This is a genomic window from Cyanobacterium sp. T60_A2020_053 (assembly GCA_015272165.1).
In the GTDB taxonomy this organism is placed as follows: Bacteria; Cyanobacteriota; Cyanobacteriia; order Cyanobacteriales; family Cyanobacteriaceae; genus Cyanobacterium.
Window position 1 is genome coordinate 1 of sequence record JACYMF010000015.1, and the last position, 14,855, is coordinate 14,855.

Genomic DNA, 14,855 nt, shown 5'->3' on the forward strand with positions numbered 1-14,855 from the left:
ACCTGCTACCTGAAACCTCCCTTAACGTAACATTTGAATCAGTGCGTAACGTCAGTTATTAAACTATAACAGCCTTAGTCAGTGCTGATAATTCTGTAGTTAAATAATTAGTTATTCCATCTCAAAACTATAATTACAATTTTAGAAAAATCATATCACCATGTCTATGAAAAAATCTCGACTTCTCATCGCCGCCAGTGGCACGGGAGGGCATTTATTTCCAGCCCTTGCGGTAGCACAACAATTACTCGATTATGACATTCAATGGTTAGGAGTGCCAAATCGTCTCGAAAATACTCTGATTCCTAAATCTTATCCTCTCCATACCATCGATATTGAGGGTTTTCAAACTAAATTGGGCATCAAAACCTTATTTTTACTCGGTAAAATGTTAGGCTCAATTGTTGCCACTTATCAGTTAATTAAAAAAGAGCAAATAGACGTTATTTTTACCACAGGTGGTTATATCGCCGCCCCAGCGATTATGGCAGGGAAAATGGCTAAAATTCCTGTAATTTTGCATGAATCTAACTATTTACCCGGTAAAGTAACCAAATTATTAGGTAAATGGTGCGATTTAGTTGCCGTGGGTTTTGAAGGCACAAAAAAATATTTACCTTCCGTTAACACTGATTGGATTACTACCCCTGTGAGGGCAGATTTTTTAAACTCACAACCTCTTGACTTCAACATCCCCAACTCAGCGCCCCTCATCGTAGTTATGGGGGGGTCACAAGGGGCTGTAGCCATTAATAAACTGGCTCGACATGGCGCACCCCAATGGGTGGAGATGGGCGCTTATATAGTGCATTTAACGGGGAATAGAGATGATGATTTTGGCACATTTCAACACCCTAATTATATCGAAATGAATTTTTATGATAACATGGCAGGACTATTACAACGGGCGGATTTAGCCATCAGTCGTTCGGGCGCTAGTGCCTTGACAGAGTTAGCCATTACCAATACCCCTTCTATTTTAATCCCTTATCCCTACGCCGCCGAAGATCATCAATTTTATAATGCCCAAGTGTTTGCGGTGAAGGGCGCTGGGTTATTATTTCGACAGGAAGAGTTAACAGCAGAAACCCTTAATTTACACGTTATTGATTTATTAAATAATCCTGATAAGTTAAAAATGATGGGTCAAAAAAGTAGCGATTTAGCCTCTTTAGATAGTGCTAAAATTTTAGCTGATATAATCGCACAGTTTTGCCAATAACTATTAAAAATAACATAGCAAGTTTTATATATTTCGGGCTTCTAGCCTGATTTTGGAGGAAATCTGGTGAATTAACAAAGCTAACAATCAAAATTAGCTAAAGGGATGAAGTAAAATAAAATTTTACCAAGAATTTTAAAATCACCCAGCGCCCTCCGCCCCAGTATTATTTAATATCACATAGAATAAAGTCAATTAAATAAAATCTGTAAATAGATGATTGCGAGTTTATTGGTGAAATTATGGTTATTGATTTTTAAATCTCCTTTTATACTCGGAAAATCTTTACTAAAAACTAATGTTAAAGATGAAAAATAAGAATTAATACAACAAATTTGGCTCTCCATCACTTGGTATGCAAATTGCATTTTGAGAAGGAGAGAGTAAGGCTTACAGTCTCGGTAGCATACTATCTAGTGAAGACCCAATATTTCTAACTGTTGATATTGATTATCATTACTTTCTACCAAAGATAAATCATAGTTAGCAATAAATAATTCCTTCCCACTTTGATTAATATTACCATTAATATTTCTCATGCCATAAGTTAAATTCCATGACTGAATATTAGCCCAAGAAAATAAACTTTTAATATAATCACTATCATCATAAGTCATTAACCATTTATGATTAGTATATTTAAGAATATTTGCTAATTTTTCATGATCGAATCCTTTATGTAAATGTCCTCTTTTGCCGTATAAAGCAGATTTTTCCGCACTATAATAAGGAGGATCTAAAAATAAAAATACATCTTTTCCTTCTGTTTCTAAGAGTCTTTGATAGTCATAATTAGTAATATCAATATTGTTTAATATTTGTGATAAATTTTTAACTCTTTCAATACTAGAATCAGTAAATCTTTTTTCAAAGGCTTTTTGAGAATAACCACCACTTTCCGTTGTGCCAGAAAAAGTTATTCTATTAAAAATAAAAAATGCTGACGCTTTCTCTAGTTCGTTAAATTTTTCGAGATTTCCTATTAAATATTTATATAGTAATTTACCTTCTTTAAATTCTTCTTTCCATGCAATAACCTGATTAATTAAAGTATCTAAATCAGTTTGACAATACTGCCAAAAATAAAATAAATTTTCGTAAATATCATTAACCCAATAAATTCGCTCAGGATATAATTGTTTCAGATAAATAAAAACAGAACCTCCCCCCAAAAAAGGTTCTCTATATTCCTTAAAATCAGGAACTAAAGGAGCGATAAATTTGATAGCTTTACTTTTACCGCCGGGGTATCTTAAAGGACTTTTAATCATTTAATATTCCTCCAATTTTCACGATAAAATTATTTATATTTGCTTCTTGAAATAATGTATTAATAATATTAATTTGTTTACTAGATAATTTATTTTGGCAGATAAATTTATTAACCTCTTCTATATTATTTTTGGCAGAATCAATTAAACCAAATAATTTGTCAGAGGATAAATTTAAAACAGGAATTTTGTCGATGAACTTATTATCTAATTGTGTATTTTCAAGATTGCTATACAAAATCATCTTTAATAATCCATCTTTAATATCGCTGAGGCTAGGTAATTTAGAATTTTTACTATGTTTGGACTCAATTAAATATAACTCATTATCAATTATAATTACTTCATCCACCGTAAAAAAGTATAATCCGCCCAAATAATTTTTAATAGTAATAGTTGCTTTTGATAAAGTGCCTAAGAATTCCTTTGGTTGAATTGTTTGTGTTTCTCTTACTTGTGCTAAACGAGATTTTACTCTGGAAGTTTCCATAAAATTGTTTAACCCTTTGAAGATAGTTTCTTGAAATTTATTAATTCCTTTTTCATCATGTAATTGAACACTTAATTTATCACTAATATTTCCATAAGATGTTTTAACTTGACTTATTAAATTGGGTAAAGACTCTCTGATTTCTTTTAAATTCCAGTGCAATGCTGAACTATAATAATTCTTAATTTCATCTATTTTTTGGTTAATATAATCACTATTAAATTTTTGATTTGTAATTTTATCTTGTCTCGTTTTGTGCTTGGTGGCACTATCATAGTATCCTAAAATAACATAAACATCTAATAAACTCATTAAAGATACTGTATCCCACTGAATAAAATCTCGATCCCCGTTTATGCCTTCATCTTTAATAATAGGAATAACACTAATTTTTTTTGAAGATGACAAGATATTATACACCCTTTCATAAGGATAAGATCGAGTTCTTTTTGGCGATACCCATTTACAAATTCCAAAACTTAGATTACGTTCAGAATAGCTTAGTAAACAGGTGGAAGATATTAAATTTATATCAAAATCAGAATTATTTATGATTTTAAGTTCAGAAGGAAAATTTTTTTGATATTTTATCCCAGTAATTTCTGCAAATATATCCATAAAAGAAATAATAAATATTAAATTTATAATGGTATCTTAATACTTTCTTAGTATTTGATATTTTTTCAAGATTCACCGTGTTTATCTTCTAAGGGTGGAGGGCGCTTTTTGGTGTATTTCAATAAATATTTTAATCAGGAATTGTTGACAATTATCATGATATGGCAAGACTCATACTCAACATCTTCGCAGATTGAGTGCAATACTTAACCTCTGGTTCAATGCCAATAATAATTAAAATATCCTATAAACTTTGACATAAATAAGGATATAAATAACTGTTTTTAAGGACATTTTCTAAAATCAAAAGATGATTATTTAATGTTTTATACAAATCTCTTCGAGATTGACCACATCTTAGTTCAATTTATTGAACGGGATACTATAAGCCGTGTAATTCATTACATGGTGGGTAAAGTGCGAAGATGTAATCTTCTTGTAACTAATTCTCTAAACTTGATCTAAACAAAATTTGTTCAATTTAAAAACTAGCGCCCGAAAAGATTGCAGTATGAGACAGTTATGAGCTATAATGTTTGTTTGTGACGAAAAACGAAAACTAGCCTCTCCGAGATACTGAGGATTAAAACTCCTTAAGTCGACAGAGTGTCAAGGCTCAAAACTACATCCCTAAGTGGATTAGTCAGTTTAAGTAATGTCTGTTTGATCACAGTGCTGAGTCAAATTAAGTATATAGATTTGACTCAGCATTGAGTTGCAGATAGTTACATCACAGTGAGAGATAATCTTTCCTGTGAACAAAATCAAACCTGTAGTTTAGTAATTTAGAGGGATAAATCCCGTGAGCTTAGGTGTACTTGGTACAAAACTAGGCATGACCACAATCTTCGACCAAGAAACAGGAAAAGCTATTCCTGTCACAGTTGTTCAAGCCGGTCCATGTCGAGTTACTCAAATCAAAACTAAAGAAAAAGACGGTTATGTTGCCTTACAGATCGGCTACGACGAGTTACCAGATCGCACCAGAACCTTAAATACCAAAGAACCGAAAGAAGTTAATAAATATTTAAGTAGTGGTGAATACGGTCACTTGGCAACCAAAGGACTTCCAGCCCTTCGTCACCTCAAAGAATATCATGTCGATGATGTTAGCACCTACGAAATAGGTCAAACTATCGGAGCTGATTTATTCAATGAAGGCGATATTGTGGATGTCGGTGGTAAAACCATCGGTAGAGGATTCTCTGGTTATCAAAAGCGTCATAACTTCAAAAGAGGTAACATGACCCACGGTTCTAAAAACCATCGTCTGCCCGGTTCGACGGGCGCTGGGACAACTCCCGGGCGCACCTACCCCGGTAAAAGAATGGCTGGTCGTTATGGCAACACGAACGTAAAAATTCGTAAATTAACCGTAGTAAAAGTAGATGCCGAGCGCAACTTACTTTTAATTAAAGGAGCAATACCCGGTAAAACCGGCAATTTAGTTAGTATTACCCCCGCCACCATTGTCGGGCAACAGTAAATTAACACACAGTTACAAAAAATATCACATTAAAAATTATGGTTAATTGTGTAGTCAAAAATTGGCAAGGTGAGCAAATCGGTGAAGCACCTTTAGAAATGAGAATTGCTAAAGAAGAAAACGCCGAGCATATCGTTCACCGTGCCTTAGTTCGTCAACTACATAATCAGCGTCAAGGTACAGCATCCACCAAAACCAGAGCAGAAGTGCGTGGTGGTGGTCGTAAGCCGTGGCGACAAAAAGGAACAGGTAGAGCAAGAGCCGGTTCAATCCGTTCTCCCTTATGGCGAGGCGGTGGTGTAATTTTTGGACCAAAACCCAGAGATTACAGCGTTAAAATGAACCGCAAGGAAAGACGTTTAGCATTGCGTACTGCTTTCATGAGTCGTAGTGAAGATTTAGTAGTAGTAGAAAACTTCAATCAAAATATTGAAGCCCCCAAAACCAAAGTAATGGTGGAAGCCTTCGGGCGCTGGGGTGTTGATCCTTTCTCTAAAATCTTAATCGTAATTACCGAACCTACCTCCGAAAACCTTTATTTGTCTGTCAGAAACTTAGGTAATGTAAAAATGATCAATCACGATTGTTTAAACATTTATGATCTGCTTTACGCTGATAAAATAGTTGTTACCTCTGACGCATTGACAAAATTACAGGAGGTTTACAATGCCGAATAAAAGATACGGAAAAACCACCGCCGTCAGAAAAACGGAAGCGGAATTACCTGATTTGGTCATCCGTCCTATTGTCACAGAAAAAGCTACTTATATGATGGAAGATAATAAGTATGTTTTTGAAGTGGTTAAACAGGCAACTAAACCCCAGATCAGAGCCGCTATCGAAAGTTTATTTGAGGTCAAGGTAGTTAAAGTTAACACCATGAATCAACCTCGTAAAACTCGTCGAGTTGGTCAAAACGTAGGTTATAAACCTCAATATAAAAAAGCTATAGTAACCCTTGCTGAGGGAGACTCTTTGCAAAGTATATTCTTCCCTGATCTTTAAGGGAATTGTTCACCGCAAACTGATTAGGTAAAACAGAATTATGGGTGTTCGCACATACAGACCCTATACCCCCGGTAGAAGACAAGCGGTAAGCTCAGATTTTTCCGAAATTACTAAAAGTACGCCTGAAAAGTCCCTCACAAAATACGTCCATAGAAAAAAAGGTCGTAATAATCGTGGGGTAATTACCAGTCGTCACCGTGGTGGTGGTCATAAAAAACTTTATCGTATTATCGATTTTAAACGGGATAAGCGTGATATTGGCGCTGAAATTTTAGCTATCGAGTACGACCCAAACCGTAATGCTCGTATTGCCTTGGTGCAGTACGAAGACGGAGAAAAAAGATACATTCTAGCGCCCGCCGGCATTGCAGTGGGAGCGAAAATCATCGCCAGTGAAACAGCGCCCTTCGAGATAGGCAATGCTTTGCCATTGGGTAAAATTCCCCTTGGTACAGAAATCCATAACATCGAAATGGTAGCTGGAAAAGGTGGACAAATTGTCCGGGCAGCCGGTGGATTTGCTCAATTGATGGCTAAAGAAGGAGACTACGTTACCATCAAACTACCATCGAAAGAAGTACGTTTAATTCGTAAAGAATGCTACGCTACTATCGGTCGGGTAGGTAATATCGAAGCCAGAAACCTCAAACTCGGAAAAGCTGGTAAAACTAGACATTTGGGTATCAGACCCCATGTTCGTGGTAGTGCTATGAACCCTGTAGATCACCCCCATGGTGGTGGAGAGGGACGGGCGCCCATCGGTCGATCTGGTCCTGTATCTCCTTGGGGGCAACCGGCGCTGGGTAAGAAAACTCGTAAGAAGAAAAAACTCAGCAATAAATACATCGTTCGCCGTCGTAATGCCAACAAAGGCAAATAAGGCAATCATCGTAATTTCCATCACTAGAGTAAAAAAACTTTATGAGTCGTTCATTAAAAAAAGGACCTTTTGTAGCGGATAGTCTGCTCTCCAAAATTGAAAAATTAAACACCAAAGGAGAAAAGCAAGTTGTCAAAACTTGGTCAAGGGCTTCCACTATCCTCCCCCAAATGATCGGTCATACCATTGCCGTCCATAACGGTCGTACCCATGTACCCGTCTTTGTTTCCGAGCAAATGGTTGGTCATAAATTGGGAGAATTTGCACCGACTCGTACCTTCAGAGGTCACGCTAAAAGTGATAAAAAAGCTAGAAGGTAATAGATTTGGGGCAGGATTTTAATTAATGTCCTCCTAACAATATCAAGATTGAATAACTATCATGCCGAAAACAAAGGAAAAAATTGAGGTTGATACTAGCCAAGAAGTTAAGGCTATCGCCCGTTACATTAGAATGTCACCATCAAAAGTGAGAAGGGTGCTGGATCAAATTCGTGGGCGCACCTATCGAGAAGCATTAATTATTCTCGAATTTATGCCCTACCGAGCTTGCGAGCCCATTATCAAAGTGCTTCGTTCTGCCGTAGCCAATGCCGAACATAACGAAGGATTAGACCCCACCAGTTTAGTGGTAAGTACCGCTTTTGCCGATGGTGGTCCTACCCTCAAACGTTATCGTCCTCGCGCGCAAGGTCGTGCCTATCAAATTCGTAAACGCACCTGCCACATTACTGTAGCAGTAGCACCAATGGTATAGTCAAGGAACAACATAACAATATGGGACAGAAAGTACATCCAGTGGGTTTCCGTCTCGGATATACCAAAGATCATTTATCTTGTTGGTATGCCGATCCTAAGGAATATCCCCAACTTCTTCAAGAAGACCACAAAATTCGTCAGTACATCGACAAACAACTTGCTAACGCCTCCGTGGCAGAAGTAAAAATAGATCGTAAAGCAGACCAAATCGACCTCTCCATTCATACCGCCCGTCCGGGTGTTGTGGTAGGTAAGGGGGGCGCTGGTATTGAAAAACTTCGTACTGACTTACAAAATTTACTAAACAATCAGCGTCAATTTCGAGTTAACGTCATTGAAGTTGCCAATGTGGACGCTAACGCCGCCCTGATGGCAGAATTTATCGGCTCACAGTTGGAAAGACGGGTGTCCTTTCGTAGGGTAGTACGTCAAGCCCTACAAAGAGCAGAAAAAGCCGAAGTAAAAGGCATTAAAATTCAAGTTAGTGGACGTTTGAACGGCGCTGAAATTGCTCGAAGTGAATGGATCAGAGAAGGTCGAGTTCCTCTTCATACCCTTCGTGCCGACATCGACTACTGTTATCGGACCGCCTCCACCATTTATGGAATTTTAGGCATCAAGGTCTGGATTTTCAAAGGAGAAATTATCCCCGGCGAAGAAAACCTACCAGCGCCCACCAACCGAGGCAACAGAGAACGCCGTCAACCGCGCCGTCAGAAATTTGAAGATCGCTCAAGTGAAGATTAAGCCACTATTAACTATTAACTAACCATCATGTTAAGTCCAAGAAGAACAAAATTCCGTAAACAACATCGGGGCAGAATGACGGGCAACGCCTACCGTGGTAATACCATTAACTTCGGAGACTACGGTCTTCAAGCCATAGAACCTTGTTGGATCACCTCCCGTCAAATCGAAGCGGCCCGTCGGGCAATCACTCGCTACGTGCGCCGGGGTGGTAAAATCTGGATTCGCATTTTCCCCGACAAACCCGTTACCATGCGCCCGGCTGAAACTCGTATGGGTTCAGGAAAAGGTAATCCTGAGTTTTGGGTGGCAGTGGTTAAACCCGGTCGAATCATGTTTGAAATCGCCGGTATTCCTGAAGCTACCGCTAGAGAAGCTATGCGCCTTGCTTCGCAAAAACTTCCTATCAAAACTAAATTTATTACCAGATCGGAGGAGTACTAAAAATTATGGCTTTACCTAAAGTCGCAGACGCAAGAAAACTTAGTGATGAGGACCTAGCACAGGAAATCATTAACGCCAAAAAAAAGCTCTTTCAATTACGTTTAGAGCAAACCACTGGACGTTTAGATAAACCTCATCTGTTTAAACATACAAAACTTTGGATCGCCCAACTGCTTACAGTACAAGGTGAAAGACAAAGACAACCAGACCAAGCTACTCAAGCATAGGAGTTAGTCACATAATATGGCACAAAAAGAAAGAGTTGGGGTTGTAGTCAGTAACAAAATGGATAAAACCGCTGTAGTTGCTGTAGAAAACCGTTCACCTCACCCCAAGTACGGCAAAATTGTCGTTAAAACCAAAAAATATAAAGCCCACGATCCCGAAAATCAATGTCAAGAAGGTGATCGTGTGAGAATCAGAGAAACCCGTCCCCTTAGTAAAACTAAACGCTGGGAATTGACGGAAATTATCAGCACCAAAGCAATTTAACATTGGTCAAAACTATTGACCCTTTGTAATCAATTTACCAAACAATCATGATTCAACAACAAAGTTACCTCAACGTAGCCGACAACAGTGGCGCTCGTAAAATCATGTGCTTAAGGGTGTTATCCACCGGTAACTGTACTTATGGTGGCATCGGTGATGTAATTATTGCCGTAGTCAAGGATGCAATTCCTAATATGGCAGTGAAAAAATCTGACATCGTTCGTGCAGTAATTGTCCGTACTAAACAATCTTTACGTCGTGAAAGTGGTATGAGTATTCGTTTTGACGACAACGCTGCCGTGATCATCAACAAAGATAATAACCCCAGAGGCACTCGTGTATTTGGTCCTGTGGCCAGAGAATTGCGCGACCGCAACTTCACCAAGATCATCTCTCTAGCTCCGGAGGTACTCTAAACCATGAGATCAACAAATCAAGCGAAGAAAACTCCTGTACGCGCAAAAATGCACGTAAAAAAAGGTGATACAGTACAGATTATCTCAGGAAAAGATAAAGGTAAAGTGGGAGAAATTCTCCTTTCCATCCCGAAAGATAGTACCGTGATTGTGAAGGGAGTTAATATCAGAACCAAACACGTTAAACCCCGTCAGCAGGGAGAATCAGGACAAATCACCACCTATGAAGCTCCGATTCATAGCTCCAAAGTAATGCTTTATTCTGAAAAAGAAAAAGTAGCTAGTCGTATTAGTTATGTCATTACTGAAGAAGGAAAAAAGGTGAGAAAACTGAAAAAAACTGGTGAAATTATTGACTAATTTTCAGTTACTAATTAAATCTCACTAACGGTACTAATATATAACCATCAGTAACCAAAGCAATGTCAAGACTAAAAACCCTTTATCAAGAAACAATTACTCCTAAACTAAAAGAACAGTTTGGTTATGAGAATATTCATCAAGTTCCCAAAATTGCCAAAGTTGTTATTAACAGAGGTTTAGGAGAGGCTTCTCAGAATGCTAAAGCACTAGAGTCATCACTTAGTGAACTAGCGATTATTACTGGACAAAAGCCCGTTGTTACCCGTGCTAAAAAAGCTATCGCCGGTTTTAAAATCCGTCAAGGAATGCCGGTGGGCGCTATGGTGACATTAAGATCAGATAAAATGTATGCTTTCTTAGATCGTCTCATTAGTCTAGCGTTACCCCGTATTCGTGACTTTCGTGGCATCAGTCCTAAAAGTTTTGATGGTCGAGGCAACTATAGTTTAGGGGTGCGTGAACAGTTAATTTTCCCTGAGATTGAATACGACACCATCGATCAAATCAGAGGTTTTGATATTTCCATCATCACCACCGCTAACACTGACGAAGAAGGACGAGCATTACTCAAGGAAATGGGTATGCCCTTTCGTGACAAATAATATAAGGTAAGAGAGGAAAAGAAGAAAGAATGCCAGCACACGACACCATCTCAGATATGCTGACTCGTATTCGTAACGCCTGTGCCGTACGCCACCCTACCGTGGCAATCCCCAGCACACGCATGACTCGTAGTATTGCTGATGTATTAAAAACAGAAGGCTTTATTGGTACTTACGAAGAAGTCGGCGAGGGAGTAAAAAAAGACATCGTTGTCTCTTTAAAATATAAAGGGAGAAATCGTCAACCAATTATCCAAAATATTCGTCGAGTTAGTACCCCCGGTTTAAGGGTGTATAGCAAGAAAAAAGATTTACCCAGAGTATTAGGTGGTATTGGGGTAGCAATTATCTCTACTTCCCAAGGCATCATGACTGACAGAGAAGCTAGAAAACAAGGTGTTGGCGGAGAAATTCTCTGCTACATCTGGTAATAATAGACAAAGAAAATTTGACAATGATCTGTTGTCAACCTCATTGGTTTTGTCAACAGAATATTGGAGATTATTAATTGTTTGTTGTTTAGATAAATTCACAAATTAGAACTTAAAAATTAAATCATGTCTCGTATTGGAAAACGTCCCATAACGATACCTGCTAAAGTAAACGTTGAGATCAACGGTCAACAAGTAAAAGTAGTTGGACCTAAAGGCAATTTGGATCGAGAATTACCATCTTTGATCACAGTTGTTCAAGAGGGAGACACTTTAGAAGTTAGCCGAGTTAATGATTCCCGTAAAGCTAGAGAAAGACACGGTTTGTGTCGTACTTTGGTGGCGAATATGATCGACGGAGTTAGTCAGGGTTTTGAAAAGAAATTAGAAATTCAAGGGGTTGGTTATCGTGCAGCCGCTCAAGGTTCAAAGCTGACCCTTAATGTGGGTTACAGTAAACCAGTGGAAATGGAAATGCCGAGTGGTATTTCTGTGGCGGTAAACAACAACACAGAAGTGGTAGTAACTGGTATCGATAAGGAATTAGTCGGTAACATGGCTGCGAAAATTCGTGCAGTTCGTCCCCCTGAAGTTTATAAAGGCAAAGGTATTCGCTACGCTGGTGAGTACGTCAGACGTAAAGTAGGTAAATCAGGTAAGAAATAATTATGACCATTAATCGTAAAAATCTGGTTCAACGTCGTCATTTACGGATTCGGAAAAAGGTAACTGGAACACCTGAGCGCCCTCGCCTCGCCGTGTTTCGTTCTAATGTGCATATTTACGCTCAAATCATTGACGATGTGGCTCAACATACCATTGCTTCCGCTTCTACTTTGGATAAGGAGTTACAAGAGAAGTTAAGTTCTACTTCTAATTGTGATGCTTCGGCTGAGGTGGGCAAGTTGGTAGCTCAAAGAGCTTTATCGAAAGGCATCGGGAAGGTAGTTTTTGACCGTGGTGGTAATATTTATCATGGACGAGTCAAAGCCTTAGCGGAAGCCGCCCGTGAAACTGGTCTAAACTTCTAAGAGGAATTAATCATGGCAAAAGAGCGCGAACAAAGAGATCAAAAAGATCAACGCAAAGGCAAGCAAAGAAAGCAACGTGAGAAAAAAGATACTACTTGGCAAGAGCGAGTTGTGCAAATTCGTCGTGTTAGTAAAGTAGTGAAGGGCGGTAAAAAGCTCAGTTTCCGTGCCATTGTGGTGGTAGGAAACGAAAAAGGACAAGTAGGTGTTGGTGTGGGGAAAGCTGGAGATGTCATCAATGCAGTGCGTAAGGCTGTTACTGACGGTAAAAAGCATCTCATCTCCGTTAACCTCAATAAAGCTAGTTCTATTACCCATGTTAGTAATGGTGTGGCGGGGGGAGCTAAAGTATTTATGCGCCCGGCTGCTCCGGGTACTGGGGTAATTGCGGGGGGCGCTGTGCGTACAGTGCTTGAATTAGCTGGAATCAAAAATATTTTAGCGAAACAACAAGGGTCTAATAATCCTTTGAATAATGCTCGGGCAGCGGTTAATGCTCTCCAGCAAATTCGTAGTTTCTCTGAAGTGGCAAGGGAAAGAGATATTCCTTTAGAACAAATTTATTCATAAGCCCATTGTTAAAAAAAGATAATTATGAGACTTCATAACATCGCTCCAAAACCTTCCTCCAAAAAACGTCGTCGCCGGATCGGTCGGGGTATCTCCGCTGGTCAAGGTGCTAGTGGCGGTTTCGGCATGAGAGGTCAAAAATCTCGTTCTGGTACGGGTACTAAACCCGGGTTTGAAGGGGGGCAAATGCCTCTCTACAGACGTGTACCGAAGTTAAAACATTTTACAGTAGTCAATCGCAAGGAATACACCATTATCAATGTGGAGAAGTTAGCTGATTTACCTGCTAATAGTGATGTCACCATTGAGTCTTTGATGGAAGTTGGTATTGTTACTACTAATGACGGTCCTTTGAAAATTTTAGGTAATGGAGAAATCTCTGTGGCTTTAAATATCAAAGCGGCTGCTTGGAGTAAATCTGCTGAAACTAAGGTGACGGGCGCTGGTGGTTCAATTTCTATTCCAGAATATACTCAAGGCAATAGTGATCAATAAGTGTCAAGATGTTAAGGTATGGGTTAACGTAACTCATCCTTAAAAAAGTCTTTTCCCTTCGGTTTTTATTAAGTAGTTCTATTTGTGAGTATTTTTATGACTAAAGTCATAACCATGAACTTATTAGAACTGAGCTGGTAAAAAGAATAATTAAGGGAAAGTGTATTTGTTCACCATTTATATTGATATTTTTTAGATCATGGTTGTTAGCAGAGAAAAAACTCCCACTGCTCAAGAAACTTTTATGCAAATGGCTCAAGCCGCTGGGCTTCGTGGTCGTTTGCTCGTTACTCTAGGGTTACTGGTGTTGATCCGTTTAGGTATTTATATCCCTGTACCGGGTATTGATAGAGACGCTTTTGAGGCGGCGGTGCAAACTCTTCCTTTTTTGGGCTTCTTAGACCTATTTACAGGAGGCGGTTTAGCTTCTGTGGGCATATTTGCTCTAGGTATTTTACCTTATATCAATGCTTCCATTATTATTCAGTTGTTAACTTCTGCTGTTCCTGCACTGGAAGATTTACAAAAGAATGAGGGGGAAATCGGGCGCCGTAAAATCGCTCAAATTACCCGTTATGTGGCTTTAGGGTGGGCTATCATTCAAAGTACGGGTATTACCATTGGGTTACTTCGTCCTTATGCGGTTAATCCCGGTCCTTTATTCATCCTTGAGACGGTATTGGCTATTACGGCTGGTTCTATGTTTGTGATGTGGGTATCGGAATTAATCACTGAGCGCGGTTTGGGTAATGGCGCATCTTTGTTGATTTTTGTAAATATTGTCGCAGTGTTACCTCGTACTTTAGGCAATACCATCGATTATGCTCAAAGTGGTGGACGAGAAGCTATCGCCCAAGTGGTGCTATTGATTCTCGTGTTTTTGGTAATGATTGTGGGGATTGTTTTTGTGCAGGAAGGTACGCGCCGTATTCCTATTATCTCGGCTCGTCGTCAAGTCGGGCGCCGTTTATACCGTGAACGCACCAGTTATCTTCCTTTGAGACTTAATCAGGGGGGTGTGATGCCAATTATTTTCGCTTCGGCGGTGTTGGTCTTGCCTTCCTCTGTGGCTGGTTTTGCGGAAGAAACTCCCTTTAATGCTTTACTGAATCAGGTAGCTTTGGCTTTGCGTCCGGGTTCAATTTGGTATGTGGTAGTTTATTCTGTACTGATCGTCTTTTTCAGTTATTTTTATGCTTCTTTGATTTCTAATCCTGAAGATATTGCTCAAAATTTGAAGAAGATGGGTTCTAGTATTCCTGGCATTCGTCCGGGTAAGGCTACGGTGGCTTATTTGGAAGGGGTGTTAAATCGTTTAACTCTTTTAGGGGCGGTTTTCTTAACAGTGGTGGCTACTGTGCCTACTTTCGTGGAAAGTGCGACGGGAGTTACTACTTTTCAAGGTTTTGGGGCAACTTCCCTGTTAATTCTTGTGGGTGTGGCTATTGATACCGCTAAACAGGTGCAAACCTATGTCATCTCTCAACGTTATGAGGGTATGGTTAAGGAGTAGTTGGATAAAAGTTTTATA

General features: G+C 39.1%; 22 protein-coding genes. 20 read left to right on the top strand and 2 right to left on the bottom strand.

Translation table 11 applies throughout. The features are described 5' to 3' along the window. Positions 1-160 precede the first annotated feature (160 nt). The gene (gene murG, locus IGQ45_02490) at positions 161-1,222 is read left to right on the top strand and encodes an undecaprenyldiphospho-muramoylpentapeptide beta-N-acetylglucosaminyltransferase (protein MBF2056094.1); all 1,062 of its coding nucleotides are present in this window, start codon (positions 161-163) and stop codon (positions 1,220-1,222) included. A gap of 413 nt (positions 1,223-1,635) precedes the next feature. On the opposite strand, the gene IGQ45_02495 is transcribed toward murG, so the two are convergent. Both IGQ45_02495 and IGQ45_02500 read right to left on the bottom strand, forming a co-directional pair. Continuing rightward, the gene (locus IGQ45_02495) at positions 1,636-2,493 is read right to left on the bottom strand and encodes a DNA adenine methylase (protein MBF2056095.1); all 858 of its coding nucleotides are present in this window, start codon (positions 2,491-2,493) and stop codon (positions 1,636-1,638) included. After that, complete coding sequence (locus IGQ45_02500; GenBank protein MBF2056096.1) at positions 2,486-3,601, bottom strand: hypothetical protein; 1,116 nt, start codon at positions 3,599-3,601, stop codon at positions 2,486-2,488. Before IGQ45_02500 ends, IGQ45_02495 begins: the two co-directional genes overlap by 8 nt. 802 nt (positions 3,602-4,403) lie before the next feature. On the opposite strand from IGQ45_02500, the gene IGQ45_02505 reads away from it, so the two are divergent. From IGQ45_02505 to secY, 19 genes are all read left to right on the top strand, one after another. Then, positions 4,404-5,087, top strand: coding sequence for a 50S ribosomal protein L3 (locus tag IGQ45_02505; protein MBF2056097.1), 684 nt, complete (start codon positions 4,404-4,406; stop codon positions 5,085-5,087). A gap of 38 nt (positions 5,088-5,125) precedes the next feature. After that, positions 5,126-5,764 carry a 50S ribosomal protein L4 gene (gene rplD / locus IGQ45_02510; protein MBF2056098.1) on the top strand — a complete coding sequence of 213 codons (639 nt, stop codon included), beginning with the start codon at positions 5,126-5,128 and terminating at the stop codon, positions 5,762-5,764. After that, positions 5,754-6,092, top strand: a complete 339-nt coding sequence (locus tag IGQ45_02515) for a 50S ribosomal protein L23 (protein MBF2056099.1) — start codon at positions 5,754-5,756, stop codon at positions 6,090-6,092. Before rplD ends, IGQ45_02515 begins: the two co-directional genes overlap by 11 nt. A 40-nt stretch (positions 6,093-6,132) precedes the next feature. Continuing rightward, positions 6,133-6,975, top strand: coding sequence for a 50S ribosomal protein L2 (rplB, locus tag IGQ45_02520; GenBank protein ID MBF2056100.1), 843 nt, complete (start codon positions 6,133-6,135; stop codon positions 6,973-6,975). A 41-nt stretch (positions 6,976-7,016) separates the two neighbouring features. Next, entirely contained in the window at positions 7,017-7,295 is a 279-nt protein-coding gene (rpsS, locus tag IGQ45_02525) for a 30S ribosomal protein S19 (protein MBF2056101.1), read from the top strand. An 82-nt stretch (positions 7,296-7,377) separates the two neighbouring features. Next, complete coding sequence (gene rplV / locus IGQ45_02530; GenBank protein MBF2056102.1) at positions 7,378-7,731, top strand: 50S ribosomal protein L22; 354 nt, start codon at positions 7,378-7,380, stop codon at positions 7,729-7,731. A gap of 20 nt (positions 7,732-7,751) precedes the next feature. Then, positions 7,752-8,480 (top strand): 30S ribosomal protein S3, encoded by a 729-nt coding sequence (gene rpsC, locus IGQ45_02535; GenBank protein MBF2056103.1) that lies wholly within the window; start codon positions 7,752-7,754, stop codon positions 8,478-8,480. Between the two features lie 27 nt (positions 8,481-8,507). Next, positions 8,508-8,924, top strand: a complete 417-nt coding sequence (rplP, locus tag IGQ45_02540; GenBank protein ID MBF2056104.1) for a 50S ribosomal protein L16 — start codon at positions 8,508-8,510, stop codon at positions 8,922-8,924. Between the two features lie 5 nt (positions 8,925-8,929). Next, the gene (locus IGQ45_02545; GenBank protein MBF2056105.1) at positions 8,930-9,151 is read left to right on the top strand and encodes a 50S ribosomal protein L29; all 222 of its coding nucleotides are present in this window, start codon (positions 8,930-8,932) and stop codon (positions 9,149-9,151) included. 16 nt (positions 9,152-9,167) lie between these two features. Beyond that, complete coding sequence (gene rpsQ, locus IGQ45_02550; protein MBF2056106.1) at positions 9,168-9,416, top strand: 30S ribosomal protein S17; 249 nt, start codon at positions 9,168-9,170, stop codon at positions 9,414-9,416. A gap of 47 nt (positions 9,417-9,463) precedes the next feature. Further along, complete coding sequence (gene rplN, locus IGQ45_02555) at positions 9,464-9,832, top strand: 50S ribosomal protein L14 (protein ID MBF2056107.1); 369 nt, start codon at positions 9,464-9,466, stop codon at positions 9,830-9,832. 48 nt (positions 9,833-9,880) lie between these two features. Further along, positions 9,881-10,192, top strand: coding sequence for a 50S ribosomal protein L24 (locus IGQ45_02560; protein MBF2056108.1), 312 nt, complete (start codon positions 9,881-9,883; stop codon positions 10,190-10,192). A gap of 62 nt (positions 10,193-10,254) precedes the next feature. Next, positions 10,255-10,797, top strand: a complete 543-nt coding sequence (gene rplE, locus IGQ45_02565; GenBank protein ID MBF2056109.1) for a 50S ribosomal protein L5 — start codon at positions 10,255-10,257, stop codon at positions 10,795-10,797. Between the two features lie 29 nt (positions 10,798-10,826). Beyond that, entirely contained in the window at positions 10,827-11,228 is a 402-nt protein-coding gene (gene rpsH, locus IGQ45_02570; protein ID MBF2056110.1) for a 30S ribosomal protein S8, read from the top strand. A 126-nt stretch (positions 11,229-11,354) separates the two neighbouring features. Further along, positions 11,355-11,894, top strand: a complete 540-nt coding sequence (rplF, locus tag IGQ45_02575) for a 50S ribosomal protein L6 (GenBank protein MBF2056111.1) — start codon at positions 11,355-11,357, stop codon at positions 11,892-11,894. 2 nt (positions 11,895-11,896) lie between these two features. Beyond that, positions 11,897-12,259, top strand: coding sequence for a 50S ribosomal protein L18 (locus IGQ45_02580; protein ID MBF2056112.1), 363 nt, complete (start codon positions 11,897-11,899; stop codon positions 12,257-12,259). A 12-nt stretch (positions 12,260-12,271) separates the two neighbouring features. Next, entirely contained in the window at positions 12,272-12,829 is a 558-nt protein-coding gene (rpsE, locus tag IGQ45_02585) for a 30S ribosomal protein S5 (protein ID MBF2056113.1), read from the top strand. A gap of 24 nt (positions 12,830-12,853) precedes the next feature. Next, entirely contained in the window at positions 12,854-13,324 is a 471-nt protein-coding gene (locus IGQ45_02590) for a 50S ribosomal protein L15 (protein MBF2056114.1), read from the top strand. Between the two features lie 199 nt (positions 13,325-13,523). Then, complete coding sequence (secY, locus tag IGQ45_02595; GenBank protein ID MBF2056115.1) at positions 13,524-14,837, top strand: preprotein translocase subunit SecY; 1,314 nt, start codon at positions 13,524-13,526, stop codon at positions 14,835-14,837. Positions 14,838-14,855: the final 18 nt, after the last annotated feature.

Excerpts from the sequence above, each read along its gene's own strand:
- murG (MBF2056094.1), top strand. The coding sequence starts at position 161 with ATGTCTATGAAAAAATCTCGACTTCTCATCGCCGCCAGTGGCACGGGA.
- IGQ45_02495 (MBF2056095.1), bottom strand. The coding sequence starts at position 2,493 with ATGATTAAAAGTCCTTTAAGATACCCCGGCGGTAAAAGTAAAGCTATC.
- IGQ45_02500 (MBF2056096.1), bottom strand. The coding sequence starts at position 3,601 with ATGGATATATTTGCAGAAATTACTGGGATAAAATATCAAAAAAATTTT.
- rplD (MBF2056098.1), top strand. The coding sequence starts at position 5,126 with ATGGTTAATTGTGTAGTCAAAAATTGGCAAGGTGAGCAAATCGGTGAA.
- IGQ45_02515 (MBF2056099.1), top strand. The coding sequence starts at position 5,754 with ATGCCGAATAAAAGATACGGAAAAACCACCGCCGTCAGAAAAACGGAA.
- rplB (MBF2056100.1), top strand. The coding sequence starts at position 6,133 with ATGGGTGTTCGCACATACAGACCCTATACCCCCGGTAGAAGACAAGCG.
- rpsS (MBF2056101.1), top strand. The coding sequence starts at position 7,017 with ATGAGTCGTTCATTAAAAAAAGGACCTTTTGTAGCGGATAGTCTGCTC.
- rpsC (MBF2056103.1), top strand. The coding sequence starts at position 7,752 with ATGGGACAGAAAGTACATCCAGTGGGTTTCCGTCTCGGATATACCAAA.
- rplP (MBF2056104.1), top strand. The coding sequence starts at position 8,508 with ATGTTAAGTCCAAGAAGAACAAAATTCCGTAAACAACATCGGGGCAGA.
- IGQ45_02545 (MBF2056105.1), top strand. The coding sequence starts at position 8,930 with ATGGCTTTACCTAAAGTCGCAGACGCAAGAAAACTTAGTGATGAGGAC.
- rpsQ (MBF2056106.1), top strand. The coding sequence starts at position 9,168 with ATGGCACAAAAAGAAAGAGTTGGGGTTGTAGTCAGTAACAAAATGGAT.
- rplN (MBF2056107.1), top strand. The coding sequence starts at position 9,464 with ATGATTCAACAACAAAGTTACCTCAACGTAGCCGACAACAGTGGCGCT.
- IGQ45_02560 (MBF2056108.1), top strand. The coding sequence starts at position 9,881 with ATGCACGTAAAAAAAGGTGATACAGTACAGATTATCTCAGGAAAAGAT.
- rplE (MBF2056109.1), top strand. The coding sequence starts at position 10,255 with ATGTCAAGACTAAAAACCCTTTATCAAGAAACAATTACTCCTAAACTA.
- rpsH (MBF2056110.1), top strand. The coding sequence starts at position 10,827 with ATGCCAGCACACGACACCATCTCAGATATGCTGACTCGTATTCGTAAC.
- rplF (MBF2056111.1), top strand. The coding sequence starts at position 11,355 with ATGTCTCGTATTGGAAAACGTCCCATAACGATACCTGCTAAAGTAAAC.
- IGQ45_02580 (MBF2056112.1), top strand. The coding sequence starts at position 11,897 with ATGACCATTAATCGTAAAAATCTGGTTCAACGTCGTCATTTACGGATT.
- rpsE (MBF2056113.1), top strand. The coding sequence starts at position 12,272 with ATGGCAAAAGAGCGCGAACAAAGAGATCAAAAAGATCAACGCAAAGGC.
- IGQ45_02590 (MBF2056114.1), top strand. The coding sequence starts at position 12,854 with ATGAGACTTCATAACATCGCTCCAAAACCTTCCTCCAAAAAACGTCGT.
- secY (MBF2056115.1), top strand. The coding sequence starts at position 13,524 with ATGGTTGTTAGCAGAGAAAAAACTCCCACTGCTCAAGAAACTTTTATG.